Below are 22052 nucleotides of genomic sequence, written 5' to 3'. Positions count from 1 at the left end.
TCTTCTGTCTTTTAAGACGCAGCAGATTCGTTAGCGCTTCTGTTATAACTTGAAACGCTCAATCATGCTTTGCAGGTCTTCAGCCATACGGGACAATGCCGCCGAAGAAGCTGCGACCTCTTCCATGGTAGCGAGCTGCTCCTGTGCAGCAGCTGAACCATCTTCGGTTCCTGAGGCAATCTGATCGGATAGAACAATCGTGTCATTGACTGCCTTGGTCACATGACTCATGCCCCCATCAATCTGACGGGATGCTGCCGACACTTCACCAGCCTGCGCTGCAACCAACTGTACAGAATTTCGAATATCCCTGAATGCCTCGCCAGCTTCCGTAATCATTTGCGAGCCCTTGATCATTCCTTCTCCTGTACGGGCAAAGGTAGACTGCACTGCATTTGTTTTCTCTTGCATTTCGCGCATCAGTTCATTAATTCGTTCAGCAGCGCTGCCCGAATTGTTGGCCAGCGACTTCACTTCATTGGCAACGACGGCAAACCCGCGTCCCTGCTCACCAGCTCTTGATGCTTCAATGGAAGCATTCAAGGCAAGGATATTGGTCTGTTTGGCAATAGCCGTAATTTCGGCCACGATGTCTAGAATCTCTTCATTTTTGGCTCGAAGATCCTGAATGACCGCAACCATGGCCTCACTCTCATCATTCACCTGCTGAATATGAGTCACTGCCTCTTCCACCGTAACCATTCCCGCTTCTGACTTGGTAGAGGCTTCAACAGCGATACGAGCGGTGTCTTCGGCACTTGATGAGATTTCCTTGATTCCGATGGACATCTCACCTACAAGTTGGCCAGTTGCAGCAAGGCTATCGTTTTGTTTAGTCGTCCCTGCTGCTGCATCCTGCATCAGTTCAGCCACCTGCTCGGTTGCTTTGGATGTCTGTTCAGAACTCGCCATCAATTCCTCAGAAGATGCAGCCAATTGGCTCGACGTATCGTGTACTTCTCCAAGAACGTCTCGGAGCGAAGAAGTCATGGTATCAAAGCTTTCCCCGAGTAACCCGAACTCGTCCCGGCGTTGTAATCCTACCCGAACAGTCAGATCGCCAGCACTTACTTGGGAAGCTGCCTGCGTCAGCTGCAACAATGGACGGTGAATGCTGCGAATAATGAATACCAGCAGAATCAAACCAACGATCAGCGAACTCCCTACCAGTGTGAAGGCACGAATCAAGATCGGTCTCACCGCATCAGCCGCTTCGGAAGGAATCATCTCACCAACAATTTTCCAACCGGTCGCTGGATTCGTATAATACACAGCTTCCACTTCCTGTCCATCATACGTGTACTTCACGGTTCCGACATCTTTTTTATACATCTCATTAATATAGCTTTCATCGGACTGTACACCTGATTCGATCTTGTAATGGAACAGGAACTTTCCGCCGTTATCCAGCATATACAGTTTTCCCTTTTCACCGATATGTATCTTCTCAACGGATTCTTTCAAATGGTTGAGACTGACATTGGCACCAAACACCCCTTTGCCATCAGACAGCTTTGCGGCCGCAGTCACAACCCACTCACCCGTGGTTACTGACTGGAACGTGTCCGAGATAATGGGTTCGTCTTGTGACATACCCATCGTATACCAGCTGCGTTCGCGCGGATCATAGATCTGCTGACCTGGATCAGGTGATTTCATCCAGCTGCCATCTTCAGCACCCGCGGTTAATACACCCAATTCTTTGTGAGCCTTGGACATACGATCCATTTGTCTTTGAACAGCTGGTGATTTATTGATAATATCTGTTGAAGTAATACCCGCGGCAAACTGCGCTGCGTTATCCTTCTCCATATCCAGCATTTGAGTAATTTGCAGACTGAGCATCTCCGTTTTTGCCTGTGCGGAACGAATAATTTCTTCCCTGACTTGGTCTGCTGCTTTTTGATAAGATAACCACCCCACACTAATGCTCGGTACAATCAGGAACAGGAGCAGCGCAGCAATCAGGCGTTTCTTTACGGTTAATGTAAACCAATTGCGAATCCTTTTCTTCATTATAGCTATCCCCCATCAATATCTTCACCCTTCTTTTTATCGGACAGATCCGGTGAAAATATTATGTATGAATACTAAATTCATTCGAAATTTTATTATTTCTGTTAGGATAATAAAAGATTATGCTCTTTCCCCGTTTTGACCCTCTCTGCGAGATCGTTTACAATGCTCATAAGCTGGCGATCCATGAAACGATTGGAAGGAGAGGATTCGAATCTTACGCAATTCCCATCTGAAACATCCTGTTACCCCTATCTATTCATCCATTTTCCGCATCTTATTTGCACTCATTCTGGTTGCTGGTCCCGTTCTGGGTCAATTCGGTGCGGCAGCATCCGCAGCAACGCTGGAACAGACCGTTCATATTAAAGTTAATGGTGTACAACAATCCTGGAAGAACCAACCGCTGATCATCAAAGGAACCACGTTTGTACCGCTCCGGGATGTCGTTGATTCCGTTAAGGGTACTCTGAAGTGGAACGCCCCTACCAAAACGGCAACCATCACCTATGGTCGGGACAAGCTCGTTCATCAAGCTGGCAGCGAATCCATGAAGGTCAACCATGTCCACCTGACCTCCAGTGTGAGTTCCAGAACGGTGAACGGTATTTTGATGGTACCGGTAAGGCTGGTAGCGAACGCACTGAAAGCCGACATCAAGGTGCAACGTATGGCTTCAGGACAAATGAGCGTTAATATTGAAACAGATAAAGTAAGCCTTCTGGACAATGAAGTCGCCAGTGTAGACAGTTACTTGCGTGAAATACATTATCCAGGTATGGCACTGATCGCTCGCAAAGGTGAAGTACTTCTTCGCCAGGGCTACGGACTTGCGGATGAACAGACACTGAATCGTCCGGATCAGAAGACCAGGATTGCTTCACTAAGCAAATCCTTCACTGCGGCCTCTATTCTCAGCTTGGCGGAAAAAGGAAAGCTGGATGTCCAGGACCCTATCTCCAGCTACATTTCCGGTATACCGAAGGGTGACGAGATTACCCTGCATATGCTGTTATCCCAAACTTCAGGTCTTCCATCCGCCTTCGGACGGGGTGAAGGTACTCCATTGGAAGAAACGGTAGAGGAAATCCGGCACAAAACGTTGAAATTCAAACCTGGCAGTGCCTATCTGTACAGCAACAGCGGTTATGTTCTGCTCGCTTATGTCATTGAACAGGTGTCCGGCATGAGTTATGCCGATTATGTACAGCAGACTATTTTGAAGCCGCTGGGCATGAACAATTCCGGTGAAGCCTCCCGCAAAGTCCATACCATTAGCGGATTCGTTGCGAAGGATAACAAGTGGGTAACTGCCCCTTATTATGTTTCACAATCTGGTTCAGGAACGATCTACTCTACCGTGGACGATATGCTGAGATGGGATCGTGCGTTGTACAGTGATCAGATTCTGAGTCAGGATACAATTGAACAGATGTACAAGCCATATTCGGATAAAAACTACGGCTACGCTTGGATTCTCAAGAAAAAAAATGAAAATCGCACTGTCTTCCATAACGGTAGCGGCGGCGGTTTCGCTACAGCCTTTTCACGCAATCTATCTGATGATATTACAATTATTCTGCTCGGTAACCATGCAGGTATGGACATGACTTCACTTATGGATGACGTCGAGGCAAAGACAGCTGAGGCTCTGAATCTGAACTAATCACTATAAATCGTCTATACAGTGAAAGGGCTGTTCTTAAAGGGGCTATCTCCCGCTCCGAGTGCTAAAGAACCTACTGCACCTTAAAAGTCCGATTCTCAAGGAATGAAAAGTTTAACGAATCTCAGCAACGTTATCTCTTCATAAACCGGCGTTAGAACCTTGAAAATCGAAAAAAATGACGAGATAACGTCTCTACGATTCGTTACACCTCAGACCTGTACGAATGGGAGCAAATAGGACGCGTTTGATTCTTTAAACATAACACCAAAAAGGCTGACCCCGTCATGCTCATGACTTATGGGACAGCCCCTACGTATGATTAGGTCAACCAGAGAATGCGGGTTGGCTTTTTTTATAGCCGTTTTTTGTCGCTCGTATCTTTATGTTCCAAACTCCTGCTATCGTTTCATTGGCTTCATTCGTTTCATTCAAGAACCTTCTATTTAACGGACACTGGAAGCTTCCCGACAAAAGGAATACGCCCCATCAGCGCCCGAGCGGCGCTATCCATGGCAAGCGGTCTGCTCTCGTACGCAGCCACATAGACCTGCACCTCCGGAATCGCCAGCAGATCATAGGGACTGCGGAGCGCCACAACAGCCAGCGGCTTGCCCAATTGCTGTAGCCAGCCGATTAACCTGCACTGCGGATCACCAGAGACACTGCCTGCATTATACGTCCCCACGACAATCTGGCGAATGTCATCCTCTTCCGCAGCTTGAAGCAGGCGGGCAGAACGAATAGCAACTTCCTCTGGCGTGACCGTTATATCCACAACATCCAGTCCGCAATGTGACAAAGCCGAGCCCAGGGTAACCACCTGAGTCAGCTGTTCGTCGGCAATCGTCGTCACCGATGTGGCAACCGTAATGACCAGCGTACGTTCCGGTTTCAAAGGCAGCATATTCAGCTGATCCATCACTAAAGTGATACTGTTCTCGCTGATTCGTCGGGCCACCTTTTGGTGTAACGTATGGTTACGCTCTGGGGACTTGAATGGAGCTGGACCTTTTGACGCCTCAGGGGAGAGGGGAGTCGATACCCCGCCTCGCACTTCATTATCATGTGCATCCATTCCATGATCCAGCAGACCACGCTTTGCCTTATACATCAACAGACGGGTTACCGATTCATCGATACGCCTCTCGCTGATTCGTCCGCTCTGGACGGCTGCTACCAACGCTTCAAAGGCTCCTGCCTGGAGGTTGGCTGTGTGACTGATCAACACCAGGTCTGCACCGGCCTCCACCGCCATCACGGCTGCATCGACAGTCCCATAGTTGACAGCAATCGCGTCCATCTCCATACAATCCGTCACAATCATACCTTCATAACCCAGTTCCTCACGAAGCAATCCGCTTAAGACAGCTCGCGATAGCGTAACAGGCAGACGCTCCGGTTCCAGAGCCGGAAAATAAATATGCGCTGACATCATCGCATCGACACCTGCCGCTATGGCAGCCCGAAACGGAATCAGTTCCATACGCTCTACCCGTTCCCGATCATGGGTGATGACCGGGAGATCCAGATGCGAATCAGTATCCGTATCCCCGTGTCCCGGGAAATGTTTGGCCGTCGCCGAAATGCATGCATCCTGTAATCCCGCTACGGTTCTTGCACCATACGCTGCCACGGACTGCGGTGATTCCCCAAATGAGCGCACACCGATTACCGGATTGGCGGCGTTGTTGTTTATGTCCAGGACCGGAGCAAAGTTCATGTTAATCCCCAGAGACCTCAGCTCCACACCGCTGATATAAGCTGCCTGGTATGCATCTTCGATGGAACCTGCTGCGGCAATCGCCATCTGTCCCGGCATCAAGGCAATCCCTTCGGTAATCCGTGCTACCATGCCGCCCTCCTGATCAATGGATATCCAGAGCGGCACATTACCGCTATCGACAGCAATCCGTTGCAGCCCCGACGATAGCCGCTCAACCTGATCCGGTGACTCCACGTTGCGCGCAAAATAGATTACGCCGCCAATGGGATACTTTCGGAGAAAAGCATCCACATCCCCGGCAGCCTCGGTACCCTGGAAGCCGCATAGCAGCATTTGCCCGATTTTCTCACGCAGGGTCATTTGCTTCAGCTTTAACTGGTATTGCTCTTTTTGCCCACTCATTCCATACCTCCTCCCGATGACAACATCAACCGTACATGACGTAATAATCTATTGATGAACATTTCTCTTTATGGGTATAGCAAAAACGGCTTCCGCCGCTCCTTCCATTCCTCTGCCTGTACATTCCATGCTTTTATCAACCGAACTAATTCTTCCCGGTCATGAATGACATCTCTGACTTCCCTGCCTCCGGTCAGCAGATCAATAAAATAGCGGGAGCCCGGCTGCGGCGGCTCAAGCCAGCAGAATTGCTCCGGGTAGAGCGATGCCAGCTCATGCAAAAGCACCAGCCCTGTGTCTACCGCCCGGAATACGCTGCTGTCTGTCACGAAAATCCTCACACCTCCGCATAGCTCACCTGCATATTTGGAGAAGGTTGGCGACATGTACACCGGATGCACATGTACACCCTCCAATTGGTGATCACGAAAGCGTTCCGCCAGTTGTTCACCATCTACCCAGGGTGCTCCAATCCATTCAAATGGGCGAGTCGTACCTCTGCCTTCCGATACATTGGTGCCTTCAAACAGACACGTACCCGCATACACCCGTACACTGTCTAGGGTGGGCATATTGGGAGAAGGTAACATCCAGGGAAGCTGGCAATCTATAAACTCCATGGAACGCTGCCACCCTTCCATTGCGAATACGTCCAACTCACAGGGGACGTCCATCTCACTGTTGACCAGCAGGGCCAGCTCACCGACCGTCAGTCCGGTGCGGACAGGAACACGCCAGGCACCAACGAGTGATTCATACCCCGCGCTCAACAAGCCGCCCTCCACCACATCCCCGCCCAGCGGATTGGGACGGTCCAGCACCAGCAGTCGTTTGCCCGTTTCAGCACAGGCCTGCATCATGTGAAACAAGGTCGATGCATAGGTGTAATAACGGACGCCGACATCCTGGATATCAAACAGCACGGTGTCCACTTCGGCCAGCATCGCAGGCGTAGGCTTCTTGTGTAACCCATAAAGACTGAATACCGGAATACCTAACTTTGGATGCAGCGTGTCCCCGAACCGTACGCCCGCCTGAAGCTCACCATTTAATCCATGCTCACAAGCATAAAGCGCAGTAAGCTTGGCATCTGCCAATCCAGCACAAACTTCCACGGTAGAGACGAAATCAGCCGTAATACCCGTGGGGTTTGTCATCAGGCCAATACGTGTATCCGTTAACCATGGGTGGGAGAGTCCTCCCGACAGAAGATCAACTCCAGTTCTTACGCCCATCACACGTTCCCCTGACTTATCCACCCGCCATGTTGGTGGTCATTGCCGCCGGATGGGACAGGTTCCTCTTCAGGTTCGAGCACATTAAGGGCGACCTTATGCTGATAGATGGCAAACATGCCCGCGAACAACGCTCCGAAGCCAACAACCGTCAGCATCAACAGGGCCGTTAGACATAATGCCTGAAAACAGGCTCCCATCGTGTACCCCGGATGACGGAAGAATAGCTTCACACTTTCCCCCATCGCCTGAAAGATGCCCATGTTCTTTTGCAAGACAAGCTGCCAGGTATAGAACTGCGACATCAACGCCATGAGGACAAAGAACGTTTGGAACATGCTCACCGCTGTACCTGTAATCCCGCCCTGTCCGCCGTAATACCACCAGGTTGACCAGAGAATGAAGCCAAGCAAGGCGAGAAGCACACCTACTGCCCCTCCCGGGATGAATCCTTTCATCGTTCCGTTCCAAATATCCTTAAGCCCGTTGCGGCGTTCCTTGCGTTCCAGCCTGTGATGTACGGCATAGCTGACACCGAACAGGAGTGGCATATAAATCACGGCCAAAAGCAGCACCGCGATTGGCAGCGGAGCAAACATGAGAATGGGTACCAGCACGATGGAGCTGACAACACTGTACAGGGCCACCGGAATAATATCCCGATAGATTTCCGCCCCCGACTTGACCAACACTTCACTCAGCTTACGCATTTTTATTCTCCCTTCTATATAAGTTGGACTGAACTTTTACACGATAACGGAGAAGACAGAACCAATCTGGAGAAGCGAAGCGTTAGCCCAAAAGGGCTGTCACAAAAGGGCTTCCCATTTCGGTTGGCTTGGCCGCAACGCTGGTCAGTATGTTGTACCAAACTTACAACGTGCTAACGAATCTACCGCACCTTAAACGAAGGATTTCCGAGGCATGCAAATTTTAACGAACTTCAGTGCCGTTATTTCGGTACAAACAAGGCATCAGAGCCTAAAAAACAACGTCATCGAGTAAATAACGTCTCTGTGATTCGTTACATTTCAAACCGGTGCAAATGGGAGCAAATAACGTGTGTAAGGTTCGTTAAAACTTCACGCTCATTGCTTATAGGACAGCCCCGCTTATTCCCGGCCAATTGCCAATTCCGTCTCCGGGTCAAAAAAGTGCGCCTTACGCAGGTCCAGTACAAAATTTTTGTCCATTCCTACATAAGCATGTGTTTCCGGGTGAACCTTGGCCGTAACGGTACGGGCACCCGAATGGAAATACACCAGATTCTCGGAGCCCAGGTGCTCTACAACCTGAACCCGTGCCTGCAGCATATGATCTGTCGGGATATTCGGAGCGACATCGTCACCAAAAATATGCTCTGGACGCAGGCCCATAATCACCTGCTTACCCTGATAACCCTGAAGACGAGCGAGTACATCCTCTGGCAAGGTGAAGGATGCACCGTCCACGACAACCTGCGTGCCTTCAATCCGGGCATCAATGAAATTCATTGCCGGGGAACCGATAAATCCGGCAACAAACATATTACGTGGACTCGCATATAATTCTTTCGGTGAAGCCACCTGCTGGATATCTCCATGATTCATGACCACGATGCGCTCCCCGAGTGTCATGGCCTCCACCTGATCATGCGTGACGTATACAATTGTGGCACCGAGCCGCTTATGCAGCTCGCCCAACTCCACCCGCATCTGCACTCGCAACTTGGCATCCAGATTGGAGAGCGGCTCGTCGAACAGAAACACCTGCGGATCACGGACGATCGCCCGGCCCACCGCCACACGCTGGCGCTGACCACCGGACAGCTCGCGCGGTTTGCGCTCCAGCATCGCCTCCAGCCCCAGAATGGAGGCCGCATTCTGCACCTGTTCATCAATATAAGATTTTGGTTTTTTGAGATTTTTCAGGCCAAAGGACAGATTCTCACGTATCGTCATGTGCGGATAAAGTGCATAATCCTGAAATACCATCGCAATATCCCGGTCCTTCGGATGAAGGTCGTTCACGACCCGTTCCCCGATGACAATATCGCCACTCGTCTGTTTTTCCAGTCCCGCAATCATCCGCAGTGACGTCGTCTTGCCACAGCCCGAAGGACCCACAAAGACCACGAATTCCTTATCTTCTATAACAAAGTCCGAGCCGGCTACAGCCGTGAACGTTCCTTTATGATCGTCTTTGAATTCTTTGCGCACTTGGCGAAACTCCACGCGTGCCATAGGTAGATCCCCCTTTACGTTGTCACTTGTCCTGAACTATATAAGTTCAACTTAACCTTTTACCGCACCGATCGTAATGCCCTGTAGGAAATAGCGTTGCAGCGAGAAAAACAATATAATCATCGGCAGCGCACCAATCGTTGCCCCTGCCATCATGGCGCCGAAGTCCGTTGATTCGGCAAATACGAACGAGGCCAGCCCCACCTGAACGGTCCGCATCTCGTTGGAATTGGTAATGAGGAACGGCCAGAAAAATTCATTCCACGAAGCGACAAACGTGAAAATCGCCAGTACTGCAATCCCCGGCTTTGCCATTGGCAGAATCACTTTCCAAAAGATGCCGAATTCGCTGCAAGCATCAATACGTGCCGCATGAATCAGCGATGTGGGCAGTGTCGACATGAACTGTTTCATTAAGAAAATATTGCCCACACTGACGGCAGCAGGCAGAATAATGGCCGTGTACGTATCCCCCAGGTCAAACACGTTGACCATCAGAATGTACAAGGGAATCAGTGTCACCTGTGCCGGAATCATCATTGTCCCCAGCAAGGTCCAGAATACCGCCTGACTTCCCGGGAATTTCAATTTGGCGAACGCATATCCAGCCAGGGAGGCGAAGAACACATTCGTCACGGTTAAAATGGCCGAGATGAGCAGCGAGTTGTACAGCCAGTGCCAGGCATCAGTTTTGGCAAAAAAGCGCTCATATGGTGATAATGACAGCTGCTCCGGGATCATCTGCGGCTTGAAGGAGGCTGACATCGCGCTATCCTGTACCGAACCGACCAGCATCCAGTACATCGGAATGACCGTCACCAGTGCCCAGACCACCAGCAGAATGGATGCAACGACAAGCAGTGTCTTTTTCTGAGTTGATTTCATGGATTTCATTCACCCCCGGATGCTTAATGCAACATGCTCTAATCGTACGTGTTCAAAAAGGTCGGTTTTCAGTACCGAGAAGATGGGATGAAGCTAGAAATGGAGTAGCGGAGCGTAGGGAAAACTACGTGAGCAACCAAAATGTTTCCTTTGGAAACATACTTCGTAAGCCTCCCGCTTATTTCGGCTAAATTCCATATTCGATGCTGATGACGCCGCTAGGCATCCTTCGTAATCAAAAGCGGACTTTTTGAACTACCTCTAATACTCAATATCGCTGGAGAAATATTTAAACTGGATGACGGAGATGACAATGATGATAATCGCCAGTACGAACGACTGTGCAGAAGCCAATCCGAACTCATAAAACTTGAATGCCGTCTCGTAGATCAGGTAAGCAATCGTTGTGGTCGCAAAGTTCGGTCCACCCTGTGTCATCAGATATACCGAGATAAACACCTGGAAAGACGTGATCACACCTGTCACGAGCAGATACAGCGTCGTTGGTTTGAGTAGCGGCCATGTAATCTTGCTGAACTGGGTCCAGCCGCTGGCATGATCAATATCCGCCGCTTCGTACAGCGATTTTGGAATACCGCCCATGGCAGCCAGGTACAGGATAATACCCGCTCCGTGCGATCCGAGCCAATTCATCAGGATGAGTGAAAAGAGTGCCGTTCCCGACTGGCCCAGCCAGATCACCGGATCAAGGCCGAACAGGCCGAGGAAGCGGTTCAGCAGTCCCGAATCTGTCGGGTCAAAGATCGCCAGCCATACGATGGAGATGGTTACCCCCGATGCTACCGCAGGCAGGTACAATGTTGCTTTGAAGAACGTCTGCCACTTGCTTTTCATCTGGAAGATGAAATAGGACAGTACAAAGGTAATGAGAATATTGACCGGTACCGTACCTACAGTAAAGATGAGTGTATTTTTAATCGACTTCCAGAACGTCTCATCTTTCACCAGTCGCTCGTAGTTATCCAATCCAACCCACGTTGAGTTCATAATGTTGTATTTCTGGAAGCTCATCACGAGAGCCGTCAGAACGGGATACAGTGTGAAAATGAGAAACAGCAGGACAGGCGCCAAAATAAACAAATACGCCCACCCGTAGTCTCGCCAAAACCGGGCAGCCCGGGAAGTCCGGGGCACAGACGGTTTTGGCGCAAGGGCGGTCTGCATGGCGAATCCTCCTCTCCTAATCAGTGTGGTTTTGCGTTATGTTTTATGGTCCGAGTTATTGTCCAAACATCTGCTGGCCTTTGTTCTTGAAGTCTTCTGCGATCTGCTCCGGTGTTTTCTCACCTGAGAACAGCGCCTGAATGTTAGGCTTCACCACTTGTTCCTTGAATTGTTTTTGCTGTGATGCTTTTTCGATATCCAGTTCCAGCACAACCGGCATCGCAATATCCTCTGCCATGACTTTCGCAGCAGCCAGATTATCCGCTTGACCAAGTTCTTTTCCTTTAAACAGATCCACCTGGGATTGTCTTACGAATGGAAGAGCCAATTCATTGGCGGAGTTCCCTGCTTTGGCACCACTGAGCGCCTCCATCACCAGGAACGTATTTTTGGCATGCTGCTCGCCTTTGTCCTTCTTTTGTTTGAAGGCTACGTATCCTTCGCCGCCCATCGTTGTTGCCGCAGGTTGATCGTCATTATGCGGTACAGGCAGCAGGACAAAATCAATTTTCTCCCCCTGTACTTTGCCGTCATCAATATCCTTGTTGCGGTTCTGAATCATCACATCATAATAAGGAATCGCTTTGGAGATGATCGCCGTTTCACCCGCGTAGAACATATCCGTCCGTTTCGCTGGAGCAAGAGCCGCCGTTTCCTTCGGCATATAACCTTGATCCATCAGGTTTTTGATAAAAGAGAGAGTGTCCAGAATGCGGCCATCATTCCATTGGAACGTGCCGTCTTTGTCAAGAACGTCAATCATGCCGTTGTTCCGGGACAGCATTTCAATGAAATCAAGCGAGGTTCCGTCGGTAACCAGTGCATATTGTTTAGCCCCGCCATCCAGCGTTTTGGTCAGCTTGGCTGCGGCAGCGCTGAATTCGGACCACGTCCAGCCATTTTGCTGAATGGACTTCCAGTCAATGCCCGCTTCCTCCAGAATGCGTTTGTTGCCACCCCATGCCCATTGGAATTGATATAATGGCAATCCGTACTGTTTCCCTTGGATCTGACCTAATTCAAGCGTACCTGGCAGATAGTCATCTTTGATCTCAGGTGTCAGGTAGCTGTCCAGCTCAAGTGCCAATCCTGTATTCACATACGTGCCGTCTACACTATGAAAGTAAAGATCCGGCGGGTTGCCCGCGTTCAGAGCGACATCGAATTTTTTGGGTCCTTCCGCCCAGGAGAGCATTTCCGTCTTCACGGTAATGTTCGGGTGTTCTTTATTGAAATCAACGATCAGATCCTTCAGTTCATCTTCATATGTTCCATGCACAGGATAAGTCCATACCGTTACCGTATCTTCCGCATTGGGATCATCTGATGCAGCGCCTCCGCTATTCCCGCAGGCAGTAACCATGACCATCATCAACAACATTGCCCACACTAGACCCTTCTTTTTCATCCCTTCATCTCCTTCGCGTGTCGTCTCCCGATAATTGCATTGCCTAACCATGCTACCCCTTTTGAAATCATCCATCCTTAAACGGCTTAACAGACTATTGAGCGTGGCAGTAAGGAAAATGCACCTCCCTTATGGATTAGACCTGAACGTACGCAGGATTAATCTCTTAAATGCAATATAACGTCAACTTAGTTGACATTAACAGTATTAATTCCTTCCAAAATTGTAGATTGAGTTCATTATATGAGCTATGAAATAAAAATTCAACATTATTTTTTATTATAAAATTTAATTTTACTTTTTCATTTTATGCCTCTATACTATGTAAAAAGAAAACTCAAGCAATCGAGGTGAGCCACTTTGCGAGTATATGTTGGCGTAGATGGAGGCGGTACCAATACTGATGCAGCAATCATTTCTGAATCTGGCGAAATTCTCGCCCGGCTCAGCGGCGGTCCCACGAATCCTCACAGCGTACCCCTGGAACAGGCCCTTTCCGAACTGCAACGAGTGCTGGAACAGCTATTCAATCTAAGAAGTGATTTATCGACAAATTGTGAAGGTATATGCCTCGGCATGTCAGGTGTAGATACAGTTCAAGAACGGCAACTTATATCCGACGCAGTAAATAACTATATGAAGAGTCGTAATCGACAGGGATCAGAAAGCTGCCCTGTCTGGGTTGTATCCGAAGGAGAGATTGCCCTGATGGCCTCTCTCGGACATACTCACGGTGTATTGTGCATCTCTGGAACAGGGTCCATCGTGTACGGATTTACGCTGGAAGGAGAACGATACCGGGCAGGAGGCTGGGGTCATCTGCTCGGAGATGAGGGGAGCGGCTATCGTATTGGACAACGTGCACTTCAAGAGGTCATGCAGAGCTATGACGGTGTTCTTCCTCCAACCCATTTAACCCCGCTTCTTCTAAAGAAACTGAACCTTCGGGATATATCGGAGCTAAAGTCGCTGGTCTATCAGACGAATTGGGGCAAAAGCGAGACAGCATCCATCGCCCGCCTTGCTATAGAAGCAGCTGAATTCGGGGACGAGGCCGCCCGGGCACTGATCATCGATGAGGCCGCACAATTGGCGGATACCGCCAAAGCGCTGATTGCCCGTCATCCCAAATTTGCATCTACTCAGGTTGTCCTGTCCGGGTCACTGTTTCGATACGCTGCACTTTTCCGAAATACATTTATCCAGAAGTTATCGGGATATTATGGAGAGTTGGAATTTGTATATCGTGAAGATGCCCCTGCTCCAGCGGTAGGTGCAGCACTACTGGCAAGAAGACGCCGTTCCCTGAATGTATCATTCTAAAAGAGAGAAGGAGGCCATACAGATGAATCACATGCTGAACTCATTATTAACGGAACAACCCAATCCACTAACAGATCATATAGATGAATTGCCATCGGCAGAAATTATGGAACTGATCAATAAGGAAGATCAACGGATTGCAGAGCTTATTCAGCCCCTGATTCCGGTCATTGCCCAAGCGGCGGACCGGATCTTGGAGGCCTTTCAGTCTGGCGGCAGGCTGTTCTATGTAGGTGCAGGCACCAGTGGACGATTGGGGATACTTGATGCTTCGGAATGCCCGCCTACCTACGGAACCCCTCCCTCCATGGTGCAGGGTATTATTGCAGGGGGATTCCGGGCAGTGAAGGACCCGGTTGAAGGTGCTGAAGATAGTGAGGAATTGGGAGCGGCGGACCTTGATGAACATGGATTAGACGAAAACGATGTCGTGGTTGGCATTGCCGCCAGTGGACGAACACCATATGTCCTGGGTGCCATGAGACACGCCAGGGAGATCGGAGCTACTGTGATCAGCCTGAGTAACAACGCAGGTACGCCGATGACCCTTTTGGCTGATGTAAACATCGAGGCTGTTGTCGGTCCAGAGGTTGTCATGGGTTCAACACGTATGAAGGCAGGCAGCGCCCAGAAAATGATTCTGAACATGCTGACCACTACCGCCATGATTCGGTTGGGCAAAGTCTATCGTAATTTCATGGTCGATCTGAATCCTTCCAATGAGAAGCTTGTCCATCGGGCCAAACGCATGATTCATCTGGCAACCGGAGCGAACGAAGCGGATATTGAACAGGCTTTTGCTGGCGCAGACGGTCATGTAAAAACGGCAATCGTCATGCTGATGGCAGGCGTGGACGCGGTGGAAGCCCAGCGCAGACTTGATCTGGCTGATGGATTCGTTCGCGCCGCCATTGTGGGGCCTTCCTGAGTCGTACAGGGGGTATTTCAAGCGGTTGAAAGAGAAGAGCCCGACATTAGTCTGGGTTCTTTTTTTGACTTTTTTATACTAAAAGCGGATATAGTCCGTCAAAAAACCATAAAAATCCCCTCCTGGGAGAACCGTCCGATAGCTTGCTTGCATTTCCCGCTTTCGCACAGTCCATCTAACTTTATTTAAGTTGAATTGATAATGAAAAGATAAAAAGCTATTTATTTAGCAAATAATATGGTATTATTTTGTTATATATGGTAGAAAGAGGTGATTAATGGTTGGTAATTGGATGATTTTCCACTGATATGGTGATTTTTAGTTGTCTACCTACCTATTTTCAAAAAAAGATATTGGAGGTTTTAATATTGATTAAAAAGACTCTAAGTACTTTTCTTGCGATTACTTTGCTTTTTGTATCAGTAACAGCTCCTGCTACCTACGCGCAAACTTCTGAAAACACTGTAGTAAACGTGGAATCTTATACTATTGAAACGTTATCAGACACCCAAAATGAAGAGGGTTTTTATGAGCCAACAGGATACAAGAATGTAAATTCGATAACTGAAATTACAGATAATGGTATAGAAATCGAAACGAAATTAAGTGTAATTGAAGACTACTATGATACTAACAATACTTATAAAGATTCCAGTGTTGTATACGAGGAATTCAACAACAATTGGAACACTGGAGAGGCTACTCAGTTAAAACAAACTGAAACATTCTTAACTCCACTTGTGGAAACTAAAGTTGTGCAGCTTAAACTCAATTCTGATCCTCAAGATAAAATCAAATTCAATCAGGCGAGTTTGACTGCTAAGGAAGAAGCAAATGTTCGTAAAAAAGTGGAGAGCCTTACGTCCAATTTATCTTCTAATGCTCCACATACCAGTGCTCAAGGTATCACTAAAGCTCAAATAGCAGAAATCAAAAAAGTTGCCTTAGAAGTTGAAGAAGCCATGGCTCTCGCTTCAACAACTGAAAGAGCTGGTGCATACGATAACTTTTTCAATCATACTCTAGATACCGGTGACTTTGTTGTACAATCATTAAGCAGCGGTGCAGCACACAAATATTTGAAGTACACTGGCACAACCAAAAATAATACTACACAGGCAAGTTCACTGGTAACCTACAAAGGTTATATCAACAATTATGAGAAGTATGTAATACAATACATGGAATCGGCACTTTGGCCAGAAGTTACAGGTTGGATTTTTGCATTAGCAGGTCTTATTACAATGGTAGCTGGATTTGCCGCTGGCCCTGCTGGATGGGTTGCAATTGTTTCAAACTATATAGGTGCTCTATCCACTTTTGCGGGATTAACTACTTCAGCATATGCTACAAAATCAAGAATGGATTTAAGTAAAACAGCAGCACAATATCAGAATAATGCAATGACAATGAATACACACGGAGGAACATACTGGCCCAATTCCAGTTTTACCCTTGTAAATGGGTACTAATTAGTAAAATATAGTGACGGGAGGGATATGATCTTGAAAAATTACAAACTCCGTCTCGCTTGGATTATTCCTCTTATATTTCTAGTGATTCTTGATATCTCTATAATAATTTACACTGTATTGAATTGGGATGAGCTAGGTATGATAAGTAACATGGCTTTTTTATTATTATCAGTCCTAATGTTAGCGGTCATTTTATTTGGTTTCTACAGAATAAGAAAATGGATTAGGTCTGGAATAATATAATATATACCAGGCAGTTATGGAATTCCTAATCAATACCCAGGCTGTGCAATGCTTCTCACCGTGAAGTTTTTTCTTCATCGAGTAGCTTCATCGGCCAGGCTGAACCCGGAATGTTATTTTCATTCCGGGTTCAGCCTTTTTATTGAAACTTAGGACCCGCCGTGTGGCAGGGTTTCCTTATGGTGAGACAATCAGCTTTAATCTAAAACTTAAAATTCTTGTCAACCAGAAAAGAGCGGCACATTTATTCAAGTCTTTTAAAGGTTCGACACTACGCCGATAAAAGTTCATTCACTTCTCAACAATTTTGACGCAATTTAGTCATATTCCTCGCATCGGAGATCGTTGAGCAAGTGAACAATGTAGCATGCACCACACTCTGCCATTGGGATGTATATTTCCCATCTTAACTTCATTGCTTGAGTCAAATGGTGCTCCTAAATGATACACAAAGCTTAGTTTCCATTCCACATCTTTAGCCTCAGAGAAGACGTCAGACATATCAGTAACAACCTCATAACTTTCAATGTCCTGTACCCATAGAGACTTTTCCATATGGTTCTACTTCACTTATGCTCCAGAATAGCCTGCCGGCTCTTCTCCAAATATTCCACCGACTGGTTGTAGTCGCGGCTGGCAATCGCCAGATACAAAATGTCGATCACGTTCAACTGTGCAATCCGTGATGAAGTTGCTCCGCTACGGATATCGCTTTCGGTGGACGTAATCATCAGGGGCACATCCGCCAGACTGCTGAGCGTATTGCTCCCCCACTTGGTAATGCTAATCGTTGCAGCGCCGCCTTCACGAGCATGCTTCAGACAGGAGATCACGTTCGATGTCTCTCCTGAATACGAGATACATACCACCGCGTCATCTTCGCGAAGCGTCGTTGCGGACGAAATCTGCATATGCGGATCGGCGAACGAAAAGCTTGTGCGATTGATTCGCATGAACTTGTAGTGTGCATCCAGCGCAATCAGGTTAGAGGCCCCCACTCCGTAGAAAAAAATCCGGTTCGCCCGATGAAGCACATCCACCGCCTCTTCTACCAGACGCGGGTCCAAAATATGAACGGTATCCTTCACCGATTGAATATTGTTTGCGGACACATGCTGAATAATGCTCTCCATGGAGTCCTGGGGACGAATCTCCGTATATTGGTATTGCTCACCTGTCTGCAAATCTCCGGCAATCTTCAGCTTCAGCTCCTGAAAACCCGTTACACCCAGTGATTTGCAGAGACGGATAATGGCAGCCGGGCTGCCACCGCTCCGTTCGGACAGCTGTGCCACCGAGGACTGAACCGTCTCTTGGGGATGATCAAGAATGTAAGCTCCGATCTTCCGTTCCGACGGAGTCAAGTCATCCATTAATGCGCGTAAACGTACAAGTCCACCTTTCATGCCTTCCATCCGCTCCTCCTTTCTGTACTGCCTTCATGTACAAGCATTTTATCCTATAATTCCGATGGAGTCTAATTAATTAAATGCCATTGCATATCCAACTCATTCAAAAACCTTGCTGCACTACAGGGTCAGGTGGCCCGATATTACTTCGTGTTTCGCACCGGTTACTGCCGGGAGTGTGTTGGTTCTGCCCATAAGTGCCTCATGGCCAAGGAGGGCAAATCCAATCGCTTCGCGGGCATCATCCGGTATGCCATAGTCCGCTGTTCGCTCCAAACGGATGCCTTCCGGAAGTCGCTGACGGATCATCTCCATTAACGTGGCATTGGAAGTACCGCCACCGCAGGCGAGCATGGCCGATATTTGCACCTTGGGCAGGATAAAATCCTTCACTGCCCGCACGATCGTCTCCGCGGTCAAACAAGTGGCAGTAGCCAGCGTATCTTCCAGGGATAGGGAACGCACAGCGGCCATCGCCATCAGGCGTGCTGCATATGCCTCACCGTACACTTCACGTCCCGTGCTCTTGGGAGGAAGTCTTTTGAAATAGTCATCGTCCAAACATAGCTCCACCAGACCCTGATCAAACGTCCCTTGTGCGGCCATGCTTCCATTCGGATCATAATGCTGCCGCCCACCTGTCGCCTGGCGTACAATCGCGTCCATCACCATATTGCCAGGTCCCGTATCAAAAGCCGAAATACCCTCATTAGAAGACGCTGATGGAAGCACTGTAACGTTGCCAATGCCGCCGATGTTTTGCACCAGTCGCCCTTCCTTCGGACTGCGGAACATTAACGCATCGGCATAAGGGGTAAGGGGCGCTCCCTCCCCGCCAGCTGCCATATCCCGTGCCCGCAGATTGCCGATCACCGGCAGGCCCGTTCGTTCACGTACAACGGCGCATTCACCAATCTGCAGCGTGGACACCACGGGAAGGCTCTCGCCTGCTGGACCTGGAAAAGCCGAAGCAACGGGTGCGTGCCATACGGTCTGTCCATGCATACTAATTGCATCCACCTGCCCGGGTGAAATTCCTGACGACCGAATAAGCTCTCTGACACTGTGAGCATACCACTCTGATACACCAAAATGTGCAGCCGTCAGCTCATCCACGCGTGCCGTCTCCGGTGAACATAGTCGAATCAGCACTTCTCTCAATTCATTGGAGTAAGGTACGCAGACGAAGTCAACCAGATCGATATTTTCCAGTGCCCCGCTTTCATCTGTCAGAATACGCACCAATGCCGCATCCGTCCCGTCGAGGGACGTGCCTGACATCAGTCCAATGATGTAATGCTCCCGTTTCAAGCGATATTGCTCCCACATCGGATAGCTGCCTGTATCCATCCATTCACAACCTCCCGCCAGACCCGATGAACACGTCATCCTGCCATAATTTCACCCAGTATATGATATAAAATTTCACAAGTCAAATATATTATGAAATTTAATTACACTCCCTCCAGCCATTACTACTCTTTATCTGAATCGGCATGCTCACAGGATGCTTTCTATTAATAAATAGATAAATTGCGATCAAAAAGAAACATTTTTACAATTTTACCGTTTATATAATGAAGGTATATTTTGGAATCGACATGTTGAGGGTTATAAACTGTCACCAGCGGAAGGAGATACAAGGATGAACAACGCTGCTATTTGGTTTTCAACTGTGCTATTACTGGGGGGATTGGCGACTACATCGTCATCCGTTGTCGGTGCCCAACCAGCCACAACAGAACGAATTTCACAACGTTCCGTTAATGCGACTTCTGTAACTCCTTCCATCTATTCAAGCGTCAAACCGTTTAAAAAGAACAACAGTACCAACAACATCGTCTGGAAAGGAGGAAATATTACTTTAACGGCTACTACAGTGAAGTTGGAAGGTAAGCCCACATTTGAACAAAACGTAATTCATTCCATTGTCGTCACTAAGAGGAGCCAAAAACATACGATTGAAACGAGTGATTTGGAGGACAATTGGCTCGATATTACAAGTGTTGTAGCCTCCAAATCCAATACATGGCTTGCTATACACGCAGAACGCAGCGCAGGAAAAACTCTGATGCTGCTTAACCTTCAAACAGGTGAAGTGACGGAATTAAATGACCGATTGAAAAAAGCAGGCAAGAAGAACATAGAAACCATTGCCGCCTATAACTGGGCTCCCAACGAAGATCAGATCGCCTTCTCTTACGGAGATCCCGCCAAAAGCTCAATAGCCATCTACAATGTTCAGAAAGAGAGCTTTATATACCTGCCAAGGGCAACCAATTATATTAGTACCAATCTGATTTTGTGGCAAAAAAACGGAAAAATACTAGATTACATCAGTGAGTATCCGTCTGATCAAATGATACTTTATAGATACCGCATAGAGAGTAACAAGGTGAAGCCTGTTAAGAAAATCAGTCGTAATGAGTTTGCCGAATGGTTCAAGCTGGATAAGTATCCCATACAGTAACGATCTAAATAGTAGAGGTGCATAATGAAAAAAACGATAATACTCCTGTTCCTGAGTCTGTTCTTTCTGGTTGTCCTCCCTAATCAGGGAAATGCAGCTGCAAACACGTCGAAAATCTTCCTGGACGGTGAGGAATTAATCCTCCCAAGTGACGTTCAGGTGACCATCGTGAATAAGAACGTTATGATTCCGATTCGTGTCGTTGCCGAGAATTTGAAGTTCAAAGTCGATTGGAATCAACAAGCACGCAATGTAAAAATCCAGCAAGATGACCAGACAATATCTTTAACCGTAGATCAAAAACAAGCCATGGTTGCTGACAAGCAAGTTACCCTGAACACAGCCCCACTTATTTTGAATAAATCTCTGGTGGTGCCCATTCGATTTGTCAGTGAACAAATGGGGCTTTCGGTGAAATGGGACAACAAGGAGAAAGTCGTATACTTAACGAACACCAATAAGGAGCCTAATAGCGAACCTGGCAACAGTTCAGGGAACGGCAACCCAACTTCGTTAGCCCAGGTTACCGATATCCAATTTGCTAACAATCAGCTCGTCGTGTCTATGGATGGTGAATCCAAACCCGTGATGACGACTTTGAAGAATCCCGATCGTCTGGTCGTGGATCTGCCCGGAGCAGTGTTTGGTGATCTACCGCAGCCTTTAAACCAAAACATGAATGGCAAATTGGATATGGACGCATACCCCAATGTAAAGGAAGTTAGATACTCTCTTTTTAAACAAGACCCTGGTCAAGTCCGAATTGTTGTTGAATTGAATCATGTGAAGGATGTCCAATACAGCCAGAACATCATTGCTGATAAACTGATTATTGATCTGAATGTTGCGGGAGACAACGTCACACCTGTTCCTGTCATTCCTGGAGGTGATTCAGGACGCAAGGTTGTTGTCATCGACCCAGGTCATGGGGGTAAGGATCCAGGTTCAACCAGCATCACCAACAAACCCGAGAAGGAATACAATTTGGCATTGGCTCTTAAAGTACAAGCACTGCTTCTCAATGAGCCGGATATCGAATTGGTGATGACCCGTGACGGGGATACTTATCCCACCCGCCCGGAGCGTGTTCAGCTCGCCAATCAATTAAACGCGGATGTATTTGTATCTATCCATGGCAATAATGTGGAGTCCTCACCCCAGGCGACAGGTACAGAGACGTTCTACTATCAACGCAGCAGCAGCAAGGAATTAGCCAATATCATTCATCAACGTTTGGTTAAAGCTCTGGGGCTCAAAGACCGTGGTGTGAAAAATGGCAACTTGGAAGTGATCAGAGATACGACCATGCCTGCTGTACTTTTGGAAGTGGGATTCCTGAGTAATGTTATGGATGAAGAACTGATGTCGTCCGATGTCGTTCAGATGAAAGCCGCTCAAGCGATAGCAGATGGGATTAAGGAATATCTCGGTATAAATTAAATGATAAAACATAATGTAA

At 47.9% G+C, this 22052-nt stretch carries 16 protein-coding genes; 6 read left to right on the top strand and 10 right to left on the bottom strand.

Annotated elements, in window-relative coordinates:
• Window positions 1–42: 42 nt before the first annotated feature.
• Complete coding sequence (locus tag ACFTRD_RS24260; protein ID WP_379384525.1) at window positions 43–2016, bottom strand: methyl-accepting chemotaxis protein; 1974 nt, start codon at window positions 2014–2016, stop codon at window positions 43–45.
• A 208-nt stretch (window positions 2017–2224) separates the two neighbouring features.
• On the opposite strand from ACFTRD_RS24260, the gene ACFTRD_RS24255 reads away from it, so the two are divergent.
• Window positions 2225–3682, top strand: coding sequence for a serine hydrolase domain-containing protein (locus tag ACFTRD_RS24255; RefSeq protein ID WP_379385226.1), 1458 nt, complete (start codon window positions 2225–2227; stop codon window positions 3680–3682).
• A 442-nt stretch (window positions 3683–4124) separates the two neighbouring features.
• Here the strand turns inward: ACFTRD_RS24255 and nagZ are convergent, their stop codons facing one another.
• The 7 genes from nagZ to ACFTRD_RS24220 form a co-directional block, all read right to left on the bottom strand.
• Window positions 4125–5810 (bottom strand): beta-N-acetylhexosaminidase, encoded by a 1686-nt coding sequence (gene nagZ, locus ACFTRD_RS24250; protein WP_379384523.1) that lies wholly within the window; start codon window positions 5808–5810, stop codon window positions 4125–4127.
• 68 nt (window positions 5811–5878) lie between these two features.
• Window positions 5879–7045 (bottom strand): exo-beta-N-acetylmuramidase NamZ family protein, encoded by a 1167-nt coding sequence (locus ACFTRD_RS24245; RefSeq protein ID WP_379384521.1) that lies wholly within the window; start codon window positions 7043–7045, stop codon window positions 5879–5881.
• Entirely contained in the window at window positions 7045–7755 is a 711-nt protein-coding gene (locus ACFTRD_RS24240) for a hypothetical protein (protein WP_379384519.1), read from the bottom strand. The genes ACFTRD_RS24245 and ACFTRD_RS24240 overlap by 1 nt, the downstream gene beginning before the upstream one ends.
• A 402-nt stretch (window positions 7756–8157) precedes the next feature.
• The gene (locus ACFTRD_RS24235) at window positions 8158–9267 is read right to left on the bottom strand and encodes an ABC transporter ATP-binding protein (RefSeq protein ID WP_379384517.1); all 1110 of its coding nucleotides are present in this window, start codon (window positions 9265–9267) and stop codon (window positions 8158–8160) included.
• A gap of 51 nt (window positions 9268–9318) precedes the next feature.
• Window positions 9319–10152, bottom strand: a complete 834-nt coding sequence (locus ACFTRD_RS24230) for a carbohydrate ABC transporter permease (protein WP_379384515.1) — start codon at window positions 10150–10152, stop codon at window positions 9319–9321.
• Window positions 10153–10413: 261 nt separating this feature from the next.
• Window positions 10414–11337 (bottom strand): carbohydrate ABC transporter permease, encoded by a 924-nt coding sequence (locus tag ACFTRD_RS24225; RefSeq protein WP_192262486.1) that lies wholly within the window; start codon window positions 11335–11337, stop codon window positions 10414–10416.
• A gap of 55 nt (window positions 11338–11392) precedes the next feature.
• Window positions 11393–12745: an ABC transporter substrate-binding protein gene (locus tag ACFTRD_RS24220; protein WP_379384512.1), complete on the bottom strand. Its 1353-nt coding sequence runs from the start codon at window positions 12743–12745 to the stop codon at window positions 11393–11395.
• A 360-nt stretch (window positions 12746–13105) separates the two neighbouring features.
• On the opposite strand from ACFTRD_RS24220, the gene ACFTRD_RS24215 reads away from it, so the two are divergent.
• The 3 genes from ACFTRD_RS24215 to ACFTRD_RS24205 all read left to right on the top strand — a co-directional run bounded on the left by ACFTRD_RS24215 (window position 13106) and on the right by ACFTRD_RS24205 (window position 16468).
• Window positions 13106–14068: an N-acetylglucosamine kinase gene (locus ACFTRD_RS24215; protein ID WP_379384510.1), complete on the top strand. Its 963-nt coding sequence runs from the start codon at window positions 13106–13108 to the stop codon at window positions 14066–14068.
• Window positions 14069–14090: 22 nt separating this feature from the next.
• Complete coding sequence (gene murQ, locus ACFTRD_RS24210; RefSeq protein ID WP_379384508.1) at window positions 14091–14996, top strand: N-acetylmuramic acid 6-phosphate etherase; 906 nt, start codon at window positions 14091–14093, stop codon at window positions 14994–14996.
• 368 nt (window positions 14997–15364) lie between these two features.
• Window positions 15365–16468 carry a hypothetical protein gene (locus tag ACFTRD_RS24205; RefSeq protein WP_379384506.1) on the top strand — a complete coding sequence of 368 codons (1104 nt, stop codon included), beginning with the start codon at window positions 15365–15367 and terminating at the stop codon, window positions 16466–16468.
• An 812-nt stretch (window positions 16469–17280) separates the two neighbouring features.
• On the opposite strand, the gene ACFTRD_RS24200 is transcribed toward ACFTRD_RS24205, so the two are convergent.
• Window positions 17281–18120 carry a MurR/RpiR family transcriptional regulator gene (locus ACFTRD_RS24200; protein WP_379385224.1) on the bottom strand — a complete coding sequence of 280 codons (840 nt, stop codon included), beginning with the start codon at window positions 18118–18120 and terminating at the stop codon, window positions 17281–17283.
• Between the two features lie 123 nt (window positions 18121–18243).
• Window positions 18244–19473, bottom strand: coding sequence for an anhydro-N-acetylmuramic acid kinase (locus tag ACFTRD_RS24195; protein ID WP_379384504.1), 1230 nt, complete (start codon window positions 19471–19473; stop codon window positions 18244–18246).
• A 295-nt stretch (window positions 19474–19768) separates the two neighbouring features.
• Between ACFTRD_RS24195 and ACFTRD_RS24190 the strand changes: the two genes are divergently transcribed.
• On the top strand, window positions 19769–20593 hold the full coding sequence (locus ACFTRD_RS24190) for a hypothetical protein (protein WP_379384502.1): 825 nt from the start codon (window positions 19769–19771) through the stop codon (window positions 20591–20593).
• A 24-nt stretch (window positions 20594–20617) separates the two neighbouring features.
• Window positions 20618–22033, top strand: a complete 1416-nt coding sequence (locus ACFTRD_RS24185; RefSeq protein ID WP_379384501.1) for an N-acetylmuramoyl-L-alanine amidase family protein — start codon at window positions 20618–20620, stop codon at window positions 22031–22033.
• Window positions 22034–22052: the final 19 nt, after the last annotated feature.

This window comes from Paenibacillus sp. NPDC056933, assembly GCF_042674385.1.
GTDB lineage: Bacteria > Bacillota > Bacilli > Paenibacillales > Paenibacillaceae > Paenibacillus.
Note: the sequence above shows the minus strand (reverse complement) of the source record. Positions and strands in the feature narration are given on the sequence as shown.